The 12,528-nt window shown below is 56.1% G+C and carries 10 protein-coding genes; all 10 read left to right on the forward strand.

Annotated features, from left to right (window positions below):
- Positions 1-29: 29 nt before the first annotated feature.
- The 10 genes from nusA to HCQ99_RS05670 all read left to right on the forward strand — a co-directional run bounded on the left by nusA (position 30) and on the right by HCQ99_RS05670 (position 12,528).
- On the forward strand, positions 30-1,025 hold the full coding sequence (gene nusA, locus HCQ99_RS05625; RefSeq protein WP_166987170.1) for a transcription termination factor NusA: 996 nt from the start codon (positions 30-32) through the stop codon (positions 1,023-1,025).
- A 50-nt stretch (positions 1,026-1,075) separates the two neighbouring features.
- A complete protein-coding gene (locus tag HCQ99_RS07055) occupies positions 1,076-1,336 on the forward strand; it encodes a YlxR family protein (protein ID WP_166987173.1) in 261 nt (86 codons plus the stop codon).
- A gap of 76 nt (positions 1,337-1,412) precedes the next feature.
- On the forward strand, positions 1,413-4,127 hold the full coding sequence (infB, locus tag HCQ99_RS05635; protein ID WP_243854524.1) for a translation initiation factor IF-2: 2,715 nt from the start codon (positions 1,413-1,415) through the stop codon (positions 4,125-4,127).
- A 123-nt stretch (positions 4,128-4,250) separates the two neighbouring features.
- Complete coding sequence (gene rbfA / locus HCQ99_RS05640) at positions 4,251-4,733, forward strand: 30S ribosome-binding factor RbfA (protein ID WP_166987176.1); 483 nt, start codon at positions 4,251-4,253, stop codon at positions 4,731-4,733.
- Positions 4,723-5,733: a tRNA pseudouridine(55) synthase TruB gene (gene truB / locus HCQ99_RS05645; protein WP_166987179.1), complete on the forward strand. Its 1,011-nt coding sequence runs from the start codon at positions 4,723-4,725 to the stop codon at positions 5,731-5,733. The genes rbfA and truB overlap by 11 nt, the downstream gene beginning before the upstream one ends.
- Positions 5,730-6,095: a hypothetical protein gene (locus HCQ99_RS05650; RefSeq protein WP_166987182.1), complete on the forward strand. Its 366-nt coding sequence runs from the start codon at positions 5,730-5,732 to the stop codon at positions 6,093-6,095. The genes truB and HCQ99_RS05650 overlap by 4 nt, the downstream gene beginning before the upstream one ends.
- A gap of 33 nt (positions 6,096-6,128) precedes the next feature.
- Complete coding sequence (locus tag HCQ99_RS05655) at positions 6,129-6,557, forward strand: hypothetical protein (protein ID WP_166987185.1); 429 nt, start codon at positions 6,129-6,131, stop codon at positions 6,555-6,557.
- Complete coding sequence (locus HCQ99_RS05660) at positions 6,550-7,482, forward strand: bifunctional riboflavin kinase/FAD synthetase (protein ID WP_166987188.1); 933 nt, start codon at positions 6,550-6,552, stop codon at positions 7,480-7,482. The genes HCQ99_RS05655 and HCQ99_RS05660 overlap by 8 nt, the downstream gene beginning before the upstream one ends.
- 176 nt (positions 7,483-7,658) lie before the next feature.
- Positions 7,659-9,749, forward strand: a complete 2,091-nt coding sequence (locus HCQ99_RS05665) for a DEAD/DEAH box helicase (protein WP_166987626.1) — start codon at positions 7,659-7,661, stop codon at positions 9,747-9,749.
- 52 nt (positions 9,750-9,801) lie between these two features.
- A complete protein-coding gene (locus HCQ99_RS05670; protein ID WP_166987191.1) occupies positions 9,802-12,528 on the forward strand; it encodes a penicillin acylase family protein in 2,727 nt (908 codons plus the stop codon).

Consider the following 12,528-nt stretch of genomic DNA (forward strand, 5'->3'; position numbering starts at 1 on the left):
GAGGTTTACAGCTGAATAAGGGAGGCGTTATGCGCATTGAAGTTACAGAACTACGAGCAGTGGCTACTGAGACAGAGATTCCAATCGCAGAACTGGCAGAAATTATTGAGCAAGCAGTGGCCTCCGCTTACATTAAGCACCTGGTTAACAACAAACTCGACGCACCAAAAGACTCTGATGTGCGTGCGCAGCTAGACCAGAAAACCGGCGATCTTGGTGTTTTCCGGAAAGAATACAACGAAGATGGTGAGTACACCGGTGAGGTTGTTGCAGATGTGGAAGGCTTTGGTCGGATCGCGGCTAACGCAGCCAAGCAGGTAATCGCATCGCGCCTGCGTGAACTGTCAGATGACGCCGTGTTGCGACACTATAAGGATCGTGAAGGTCAGCAGATCTCTGGCGTTGTAAAGCAGGGGCCAAATCCGCGCATGGTACATGTCGATCTGGGAGATGTTGAGGCGATTCTGCCACCAGAGGAGCAGGTGCCGGGTGAAGAGTATCCGCACGGGCGTCGGATCCGCGTGTACATTACCGGAGTTTCAAAGGGTCTGCGCGGCACACAGGTAACTGTTTCACGCACCCACCCGGGGCTGGTGAAGCGTTTGTTTGAGCTTGAAGTGCCAGAGCTGGCAGAGGAAATCGTAGAGATTGTTTCGGTTGCCCGTGAAGCTGGCTATCGGTCAAAGGTTGCGGTGCGCTCGAACCGACCTGAGGTGAACGCCAAGGGATGCTTTATCGGTGAAATGGGGCGTCGTGTGCGCGCCGTGATGAGCCAGTTGGGTGAAGAGAAGATCGATCTGATTGACTATTCGAGCGACCTTACTGAGTTCGTCGCAAACGCTCTGTCGCCCGCAAAGGTCTCTGATGTCTTCATGCTTAACGCTGAGGAAAAAAAGGTGCGCGTGCTGGTGCCAGACTTCCAGCTGTCGCTCGCTATCGGTAAAGAAGGGCAGAATGCGCGTCTTGCAGCGAAACTCACAGGCGCCAAGATTGATATTCAAGCCGACTCTGTGATGGAGTCATAAAGGCAGAGACTGCTGGGCCGTCCAGCTAAAGGTTTGCGGGGACTGGTAAGATGGAAGCAGTTCGCACGTGCGTGGGGTGCCGAAAACGGGATGACCGTTCCCGGCTGTTACGCGTTGTTGCGCGCAATGGAGCGCTGGTAATCGATGAACGTGGCGATGCTGCGGGGCGCGGTTGCTGGCTGCACCGTAGTGCACAGTGTGTGAATCGAGCACTGTCTCGCCAGGTTTTCCAGCGGGCTTTGCGAGTGCCGCAGATAGACGACACTACCCAATTAGAGAACAGGTTGAAATTGATCATGGATCACTCATGAACGGTTCACGATGAGTTCCGTCAATAAGAAATAAAGGTTCTCGCCCTGTCTGGGCGCGAACCCAGACAGGAGAAAAGTGGCAAACCCACGAATTCACGAAATTGCTTCCGAGCTGGGTCTCGAAAGCAAAGTGGTGATTGCGAAGCTGAAAGAGCTTGGCGAGTATGTAAAATCACCATCGTCAACAGTGTTACCTCCGGTGGCAGCGGAAGTTAAAAAGGCTCTCGCTACCGAATCGGCCGCGGCTAAAGCTGCAACCGACAGCGGAGACAGCGGTGACAAGCCTGCGGCGCAGAAGCCCGAGGCAAAAACCGCGGCAAAACCGGCAGCAAAGAAGCCCGCGCCAAAGCCGGGCGCTATTAAGCCGGGCCCTGCAAAACCAAAGCCTGAGAAACCGGCCCCCGCGAAGGCAGCAGACACGGCCACAGCAAAGCCTGCGCCAGCTGCTAAGCCGGGAGCTAAAAAGCCTGCTCCGGCGCACCCAAAGGCGAGCCAAGCAGGTGCTGCAAAGCCTGGTGCACCGCGTCCGGGCAATAACCCGTTTGCATCCAGCCAGGGTATGGGCATTCCGCGCCCGCCGCGTCCGGGCAACAATCCGTTTGCGTCCAGCCAGGGCATGGGGCAGCGCCCCAACCCGGGTAGCATTCCGAAGCCAGCGGCGCCACGTCCCGGCAGCTCCGGTGTTGGTCGCCCAGGTGCAGGTCGCCCGGGCGGTGTTGGCCGTCCAGGCGCTGGTCGTCCGGGTGGCGCAGGTCGCCCAGGTGGGGCTGGCCGGCCGGGCGCAGGTGGTCCGGGCGGCGCAGGAGCTCCCCGGCCAGCTGGTGGTTTCGGTGGTCGCGGGCGTGCCGGCCGTGGTGCCGGCACCGCAGGCGCGTTTGGTCGAGGCGGCTCAAAGAGCAAAGCGCGTAAGTCAAAGCGGGCAAAGCGGCAAGAGTTTGAGATGCGGGAGGCGCCGGTAATTGGCGGCGTTAAGGTACCGCGCGGTGACGGCAATACTCCGATCCGTCTGCGCCGTGGTGCTTCTCTCGCAGACTTCGCAGAGAAGATCGAAACCAGCGCATCAAACCTGGTAACTGTGCTCTTCCACCTCGGTGAAATGGCAACCGCAACAGAGTCACTTGACGAGGCAACCATCGAGATTCTCGGTGAAGAGCTCGGCTATAAGGTGCAGGTTGTTTCCCCAGAGGAAGAGGATCGCGAACTGCTTGAGGGCTTTGACATAGACCTTGAGGCAGAGGCGCTCGAGGATGACGAAAATCTGGCACCACGCCCGCCGGTAGTAACCGTTATGGGTCACGTTGATCACGGTAAGACCCGCCTGCTCGACGCCATCCGAAACGCGAACGTTGTTTCGGGAGAAGCGGGTGGCATTACGCAGCACATCGGCGCTTACCAGGTTGCGACCGAGCATGACGGTGTTGAACGCAAGATTACCTTCATCGACACCCCAGGTCACGAGGCGTTCACCGCTATGCGTGCCCGTGGTGCAAAGGTCACCGATATCGCAATCCTTGTGGTTGCAGCTGACGACGGCATCATGCCGCAGACAATTGAAGCGTTGAACCACGCGAAGGCGGCCAATGTGCCAATTGTGGTTGCGGTAAACAAGGTTGATAAACCTGAAGCAAACCCACAGAAGGTGCGCTCACAGTTAACCGAGTTTGGTCTTGTTGCAGAAGAATACGGCGGCGATGTTATGTTCGTTGACGTTTCTGCAAAGAACAATGTCGGTATCACTGAGCTGCTGGATGCTGTTCTGCTCACCGCCGACGCCGGTCTTGACCTGCGTGCAAACCCTGATAAAGATGCACGCGGTATCGCGATTGAAGCGCACCTAGATAAGGGTCGAGGCTCGGTTGCCACCGTGCTTATCCAATCAGGCACCCTGCGCGTAGGTGACGCTATCGTGACCGGCACCGCCTACGGTCGCGTACGTGCGATGCTCGACGAGAACGGTAATCGGGTTGCTGAGGCTGGCCCGTCACGCCCCGTTGCTGTGCAGGGTTTGAGCTCGGTGCCGCGTGCTGGTGACACCTTCATCGTGACCGATGAAGATCGCACAGCACGCCAGATCGCTGAAAAGCGTGAGGCTGCTGAGCGTAATGCACAGCTTGCGAAGGCACGTAAGCGTATGAGCCTTGAAGACTTCACCAAGGCACTTGAAGATGGCAAGGTTGAGTCACTCAATCTCATCATCAAGGGTGATGTTTCTGGTGCGGTTGAAGCTCTTGAAGAGTCACTGATGAAGATTGAAATCGACGATACGGTGCAGCTGCGTATTCTGCACCGTGGCGTTGGTGCGATTACCGCTTCTGACGTTGACTTGGCGACAATCGATAACGCTATTATCGTCGGATTCAATGTGCGCCCAGATGTGAAAGCTCGCGAGCTCGCTCAGCGTGAGGGCGTCGATATTCGGTTCTACAACGTTATTTACAACGCGATAGACGATATCGAGAACTCTCTGAAGGGCCTCTTGAAACCAGAGTTCGAAGAGGTGCAGTCGGGTGTTGCCGAGATCCGCGAGATCTTCCGCTCAAGCAAGTTCGGCAATATCGCAGGTGTTATCGTGCGTTCGGGCACCATCACCAGAAACGCGAAGGCTCGCGTTATTCGTGAGGGTGTTGTGATCGCCGACGGTCTAGCGATTGAGTCACTGCGCCGCTTTAAAGACGATGTCACCGAGGTGCGCACCGACTTTGAAGCAGGTATCGGTTTGGGCAAGTACAACGATATTCAGGTGGGCGATGAAATCGAGACCATCGAGATGGTTGAGAAACCACGCAGCTAGCGACTCCGAGCGCTAAGCGCAGAGAGGGCTCCGCGGATCTAAACAATCCGTGAGCCCTCTCTAGCTCTTTATGTCACCAAATCATCAGATACGAAAAACTGGCAGATTGATAGGCTTAAATTTATGACTAACCCGCGTATTGGAAAAGTTGCAGATCGCATTCACCAGATTCTTGCGCGTCGCCTCGAAAAAGGCCTGCGCGACCCACGGCTGGGCTTTGTGACGATCACTGAGGTGCGTGTCACAGGTGACCTGCAGCAGGCATCAGTTTTTTACACCGTTTACGGCACAGATGCTGAGCGTGAAGATAGCGCGAAGGCTCTGCGAGCAGCAACCGGTATGCTGCGCAGCGAGGTTGCAAAAAACTTGGGCACTCGCTTAACCCCAACGCTGGAGTTTATTCCGGATCAGCTGCCAGAAACCGCTGCGCACCTGACTGATTTGCTCAACACTGCTAAGCAGCGTGATGCTGAGGTGGCTGAATTAGCGGCCAACGCTGAATACGCTGGTGACGCCGATCCATATAAGAAACCTGCAGGTGAGGCAGAACAAACAGCGTCTGTGGATGGTGAAACCGCAGTAATCGACGCCGACGATGCCCGTTAATTCACTTTCGGAGGCAGTGGGCTCCGGTGCGATCCTACTCGTTGATAAACGAAGCGGCTGGACAAGCCACGATGTTGTTGCCCGCACCCGCAGAGCTTTTTCGACCCGCAAGGTGGGTCATGCCGGAACGCTCGACCCGCTAGCTACGGGCCTGCTCACAATCGGTATTGGCTCGGCAACGAGGCTGCTCACTCATCTCGTCGGGTTAGACAAGGTTTACACCGCAACAATTCGCTTGGGGCAGGCCACCGTTACTGATGACAGTCTTGGCGCTGTTACAGGAAGCGCAGCGCCGAAAGATATCGCAGCGTTGACTGCTCTCGTGAAAACCGACGAAAGTCGCTTGCGTGAGCTGCTGAAGCGCGCGATGGCTGATTTTACCGGTGAAATTATGCAGGTGCCGACAGCTGTTAGCGCTATTAAGGTGCAGGGAAAACGAGCATACGATCTGGTGCGTCAGGGGAAAGAAGTTAACCTTAAGGCTAGGCGGGTTACTGTGCACCGTTTTGAACTCGGTGGTGTGCGAGAAGCGCAGACAGAGAACGGCGACGCTGTGCTCGACATTGATGTGACAGCTGAGGTTTCAAGCGGGACCTACATTCGTGCACTAGCACGCGATCTGGGAGCTGCGCTCGGTGTTTACGGTCACCTTGTTGCGCTGCGTCGCGAAAGCGTTGGCCCGTTTAGTGTAAACAGCGCAGTGTGCTTAGACACTCTCGATGCTGAAGCGCAAAAAGTGGCTGCCGGTAAAGCAGCAGACCCAGCAAATCTGCCCTGTTTCTCACCGGCGGAAACTGCTGCACAGCTATTTCCGGTTGTTAAGGTGCAGCAGGACGAAGCGATAGCGCTTGGGCACGGCAAACAATTAGAGACGACAGCGCCTGACGCTGAGCTCGCAGCAGCAGTAGCGCTGACCGGTAGACTGGTGGCGCTGGTCGCGATCCGCAAGGGAAAAATGCGGGTGCTTACCGGGTTTTTGCAGCAGGAGGTTGTGCGGTGATTGAGTGGTTTGCAGTAGCTCAGATAGTCGTTGCGCTGCTGGCTGCGCTTGTGTGCGTCGCTGCCTGCGTGTTAAAGAAAGCTCCCAACGATCTGACTATGGGGCTCACGCTTTTAAGCGCAGTAGGTTTGCTTTGCCAGGTGGTGATAGCGCTGGTGGCTCCTGCTGTGGGTAACCCTCCTGCGGGAGACCTGCTGGAGTTTTGGCTTTACCTAATTGTGGCGTTTGCGCTGCCGATCGGCGCTGGTGTTTGGGCGCTTGTTGATCGCACCCGGTGGGCGAACGGGGTGCTTGCAATTGTCGGTGTCTCTCTTGCGGTAATGGTTTACAGAATGGCCGTTATTTGGGGCATCTGGGCGTGATCCAGCACTAAATTCAAGGCTAAGATAGAACTTATGGCATCTCACGAAGCGAGCTTAGACGCGGCTAAAATCGGGGGCTTGGGCAAACTTATAAAGATTATTTATGTGATTCTCGCGCTTGCGGCAACCGGGCGTTCTGTCTACCAGATCATTTCAAAATTTGAGGAGGCGCCGCTGGCATACAGCCTCTCGGCTGTGGCGGCGGTTGTGTATGTGCTAATCACGGTTGCTCTCTTTCAGCGTGGGCGTGTGTGGCGCAATATTGCCCGAGCGGGAGCGATCTTTGAAATTATTGGGGTCGTTACGGTGGGCACACTAAGTCTTTTGATGCCGGAATTTTTCGCCCACCCCGCAGTGTGGTCGCACTTCGGCAGCGGGTATCTGTTCCTCCCAGTGATAATGCCGATTTTAGGGCTTAACTATCTTGCCAAACTCGACCGGCTGGAGCGCGCCGATGCGTAGTTTTCGCAGTTTTGAAGCTCTGCCGGCAGACGCTTTTACGCATCCGACAGCGGTCACGATCGGAAAGTTTGACGGTATTCACAAAGGACACAGAGCAATTATTGAGCGACTGCTCGCCGTCTCTAAAGAACACAGCCTAGAACCTGCTGTTTTCACCTTCACAGAGAACCCTCTTAAGGTGTTGAATCCTGCAGCCTGCCCGCCGGCGCTGAACAGCCCTGAGCAGCGTTTCGAACTGCTTGCAGGGCTCGGCATCAGCGCGGCACTGATGGTTGACTTCACACGTGAACTGTCAGAGTTTTCGCCAGAGGAGTTTGCTCAAAAGGTGCTGCGCGAAGGGATGAATGCGCGGCAGGTGCTGATGGGAGCAGATTTCCGTTTCGGACGGGGAGGATCCGGTGACGTCGAGTTATTAACACAGCTCGGCCGAGAGCTTGGCTTTGCAGTGCATATAACAGAAGACGTTGTGTTTGATGGTAAGCGGGTCTCAAGCTCCAGGATCCGTGCGCTGTTAGCCGCTGGGGATATTGCAGCTGCCGCACAACTACTGGAACGGCCCGTGCGGATTCGCGGCCTGGTTGTGCACGGTGCCGAGCGCGGCCGCTTGCTGGGCTTTCCAACTGCCAATTTGCAGCCGAAGTATGAGGGGCTCGCCCCCGCTGATGGTGTCTACGCTGGTCTTGCGCATGTGGCTGGCAAGACCCATATGGCAGCAATATCTATCGGCGGTAACCCTACTTTCACCCCAGATGCGCCAAGTCAGGTTGAGGTGCACCTGCTCGATTTTAGAGGAAGCATTTACGGCGAGCTGATGACCGTTGAATTCAAACATCGACTGCGTGGGATGACAAAATTCACAGGCATTGACGACCTGGTAAAGCAGATGGAAGCAGACATCCAGCAGACTCGCGACCTGCTAATATAGTATAAACCTGCGTTTCTGGCGTGTGATTTTCAACGGCTTTCTCTGCCGTTCACGGCCCGCAGATATATCAGAACACTTGCGCTAAAACTGCGCGGGTGCTTGTTTACGAAACAGGAGATGTTTTGGCATCTACAGTAAAAAGCCGCTCTGTGCGCACCTCGAAGTCTGGGCACAGCATGAAGCGCAAACACGCCCACAATGAGGGCATTATTCCCCAGTTAGCGTTAGCGGTGCGCGAGGTTGAAGCGTCTGCGCAACGCGGTAAGGCCAGCCCCGCCAATCGCACCCGCTTTCACGTCGTGGCGTTGATCATGCGTGATGAGCGCGCCCGCGTCCGTGACGACCAAGAAATCTCTGCAGCAGACCGCGCCGAAACCTTGAAGCGCCTTGACGGCATCGCGGGGATCCTCGCCAAGACCGTTGCGCAAGATCCGAGCCTGCTGCCTTTGCTAGAGCCGGAAGCTCCGATCACTGAAGCAACTATTGCCCTGAAGCGGAAGATGCTGACCCAGGCCGGGCTTGAAGCTCCGGAAGAGGAGCCAACAACGCCAGCGCAAGAGTCGATTACAAAAATTGTTGCGCCTGAGCTGGTTGACAGACAGGTTGTGCCCGCACGTGTTTCTGCGCGCAAACTGGCAAACCCGTTTTTGGCGCCGCAGTTAAACCGGAAGAGCCAAGAGGTGCCGGTTGTGCGTCTTGCCAACTGGGAGCTGATTTCACCGCTGTTGAAAGCTTTTGAGCAGGGTGGTCACGGTATGGCGAGTATGGAGCTGCCAGAAGCTCCCGTTCGCGATCGCATAGCCCCCGCAGATACTGAGCTCATGCCGCACCAGGCAAAACTGCTTGCCGCCGTCCGCGACGGGCATCGACGGTTCCTGCTCGCCGATGAGCCGGGTTTGGGTAAAACTGCGCAGTCGCTGCTGGCGGCGTCGGTCGCTAACTCGTATCCGCTGCTTGTTGTTGCGCCGAACGTGGTCAAAATGAACTGGGCGCGCGAAGCTGAGAAGTGGACCCCGAAACGTCGCGTCAGTGTTATCACAGGCGATGGTGAAGACGTTGATGTCTTTGCAGATATCTTTGTCATTAACTACGACATAGTGGGCCGCCACCTGTCGTGGCTCGGTGATTTCGGCTTTAACGGTCTGGTTGTTGATGAAGCGCATATGATTAAAAACGTCACCTCACAGCGGTCGAGAAGCGTGCTTGCGCTTGCCGATCGGGTGCGGAACGCAGCCCCCAGCGGTGATCCACTGCTCGTCGCGTTGACCGGCACACCGCTGATAAATTCAATCGATGACTTCCGCGCTATCTGGCAGATGCTCGGCTGGACCGCCGGCGAAAAACCCGGCCCAGAGCTGCTTTCAGCTTTGGAAGCAACCGGTTTAACCCCGGCTGACGGCGCTTTCTACGGCGCGGCACGACAGGCGGTTATCGACCTCGGGGTTGTGCGCCGCCGGAAGATTGATGTTGCGAAGGATCTTCCAGCCAAGCGTGTTATCGACCTGCCGATTGAGCTTGATGATGCGGCGGCTCCCGGGGTGCAGGAGGCCGAACGCAAGCTTGCTAACAAACTTTACGACAGCTACAAACGCATGCGTAAAGTGGCAAAAGAACACGATTACAGTGACGAACAGCTCATTCGCATGGTGTGCGCTAGAGAACTTGAAGCAGACGAGCAGGGTGATGGCGTAAACGTATTTAGCATGGTGCGGCAGATCGGTCTCGCAAAAATCGATCTGGCGGTTGACTATGCTGCGCAGCTAGCCCGTTCTGCCGGTAAAGTAGTGTTTTTTGCAAAACACAACGACGTTATGGATCGCGCCGAAGCCGCCTTTGCCGAACACGAACTCAAAACCACCTCAATTCGCGGGTATCAGAGTGCGACTGAGCGGCAGAAGGCGATTGATGCCTTCCAAACCGACCCGGAGGTGCACGTGATTGTGTGCTCTCTCTCAGCTGCGGGCGTGGGAGTTAACCTGCAAGCATCGTCAAACGTTGTGCTTGCTGAATTGAGCTGGACCGACGCTGAACAGACACAGGCTATCGACCGCGTGCACCGCATCGGGCAGGAAGAGCCGGTGACCGCATGGCGCATTATTGCTTCAAAGACGATCGACCAGCGGATTGCTGAGTTGATCGACTCGAAGGCGGGCCTTGCCGCACGCGCACTTGACGGTGGTGCAGCCCAGGCTGACGACGCTGATTCAGTGCAGATGCGGGTATTGATGAGTGTCTTAAGACAGGAGATCGAGAGCCGCGAAAGCTAAGCTGCAATCGCCCCGTAGAATTGACTTCAAAGATCAATCACTAAGGGGTGGTATGGCAAAGGCGGCGCGCAAACGTTTTCGAAACTTCGCGATCATCACAGCCAGCTTGCTAGCAGCTGTTGTTGCGGTAGTCGCTGGTGGTGTGGCGGTGGTTGTGCACGCCCCGCTGCCGCAACACGACGGAGTTGTGAAGCTTGCCGGGCTGTCTGGCGACGTTTCCGTAGAGCGCGACAGTAACGGCATCCCGCACATCTACGCAAACAGCGACACCGACCTATTTTTCGCGCAAGGATACACACACGCGCAAGACCGTTTCTTTGAAATGGACTATCGGCGGCATCTAACCGGGGGTCGTCTAACCGAACTCGTTGGCGGGAATGATAGCGCGAAGCAGGCGGATGTTGTGATCCGCACTATGGGTTGGCGCGCGCTCGCTGAAGAAGAATGGAATCTCATCTCGGCAGAGTCACGATCCTTCTATGAGGCGTATGCGGCCGGGGTGAACGCCTACATAGCGGGGAAGCAGCCGTGGCAGATCGCTAATGAATATGCCGTTTTAGGTCTTAGCGTGCCGGTTCAAGATATCGAACCCTGGCAGGGGGTTGACTCTTTAGCCTGGTTAAAAGCGATGGCTTGGGATTTGAAAGCTAATATCGAAGATGAACAGCTGCGGCTGCAAGCCTTCCAAAGCATGCAGGATGTTGCGGCTGTTGAGAAGCTCTTCCCCCCTTATCTTGAGGATCGCCACAAACCAGTGATTCCAAGCCAAGACGGCAGCAATCTACGGCCGCGCGAAGAATACCCGATTGCGGATCCGCTACAGGTGGCCGTGCCGGCCCCTGTGAAAAACACGGTGGTGTCGTCTGCTGCAAAGACAGTGAGCGATGAGGGCGCAGACAGTGCAGCTGCCGCACAGGCTGAACTACTCGGCCGCAGCAGCGCTGCAGCTGTAGACACCGCTCACTCGGTGCTGAGTAGCATTCCGGTGATTCTCGGCCGCGGCCAGGGCGTAGGTTCAAACTCTTTTGCAATCTCGGGTAAGCACACCGCGAGCGGGGCGCCGATAATCGCAAATGATCCGCACCTTGGCATTGACTATCCGTCCGTGTGGTATCAGATTGGCTTGCACTGCGTGGGATCTGGCGCAGACTGCACTATCGATGTGAGCGGCTTTTCTTTCTCCGGTATGCCCGGGGTGATTATCGGCCGCAATGCCGAACTGGCGTGGGGGTTGACCAACCTGGGCGGTGATGTTGCAGACTTTGTCGTCGAAAAGAATCTCGATGAAAATACTTATGAACGAGACGGGGCTGCCGTGCCTTACGAGGTCTGGACAGAAACCTTCAATGTGGCCGGCGGTGAAAGCTATGACGTAACCGTTGGGCGGAGCGTGCACGGCCCAATTGTGTCAGACCTGTTAGTTCCAAATGAAAGAGTTGCAAAGCTCGATGCGACACCCGAAGATTTCTCTGTTGCGCTCGAGTGGACTGCCTTGAAACCGGACATTACCGGGGATGCGATTTTTGCGATTAATCGTGCCACTAACGTTTCTGAGGTGCGAGAAGCGGCACGACTGTTTGCTGTGCCGGCGCAAAATATTCTCTTCGCCACAAAGAGTGGGGACATTGGTTATCAAGCGCCCGGAAGGTTCCCCGTGCGCCCGCATATTGCAGAAACTGACGCGCAACTTACGAAGATTCCAAGCGCTGCTAATCTCGGTGCGGACGGCCGTTGGCCACGTCCCGGCTGGGATTCGCGTTATGACTGGCAGGGATACTATGCTGCCGCAGACATGCCTGCGCTGTTGAACCCGGCCGAAGGGTTTATCGTCCCAGCAAACCAGCAAATCACACCGAGCGACCTCGGCCCCTATCTCGGCTCATACTCAGATCAGGGATACCGTGCGCAGCAGATCCGCGAAGGGATCGAAGAGCTGATTGCGAAGGGGGATATAACTCTTCATGATGCAGAAAAAATTATGCTGCTCGACCGTTCGCCATACGGTGCTGAACTGAGTGAGCATTTCATCGCAGCAGATTTACGTGATGCGCCCAAACGGCAACAGCAGATGCAACAGCTGTTGCAGGCCTGGGTTGCAGAAGGATCACACACAACAGTAGATTCGGTTGGCGCAACTATTGCGGCAGCGCTGTATGCGCACCTTTTAAATAACACTGTGGCAGACGAGTTCACAGGCTTTCAGCCAAACTCTGGTGCGCAGAATATGGAGCTGTTGGTGCGCGCTTTCGCAGACCCTGAAGCTGAACTGTGGGATGACAAAGCAACTGCTGCGCGAGAAACTGCGCCCGATATGGTGCTGCGTGCGTTTGCGGCAGCTGAAGCCGATCTTGTGAAACAGCTTGGCGCAGATATTAACGCGTGGGAGTGGGGCAGAGTGCATGTGGAATCCCCCACGCACAGGGTGATGGGTGCTGACAGTATCCCGGGTGTGATCCGCAGTTTCTTTAACGCCGATCCGGTCGGTGTGCCGGGCGGGGCGACTATTCCGAATGCGATGAACTTTTCACCCGCGGTGAATGACGGCAGCGTTAGTTTTGAGGTAACCAGCGGGCCATCGATGCGCATGGCGGTGGATATGAGTGATCCAAACAGCGCAACCTGGGTGATTTCATCAGGCGCTTCGGGGCATCCGCGGTCCCCAAATATTAAAGATCAGCTGCCGCTGTGGGCCGCTGGCGACAGCCTTAAGTGGGCTTTTACCCCGGAAGCGGTGGAAGAGCGAAGCATCAAAATTTTAAGACTTGTGGCAGGAGAATAA

The organism is Canibacter zhoujuaniae, from assembly GCF_011752015.1.
GTDB lineage: Bacteria > Actinomycetota > Actinomycetes > Actinomycetales > Microbacteriaceae > Canibacter > Canibacter zhoujuaniae.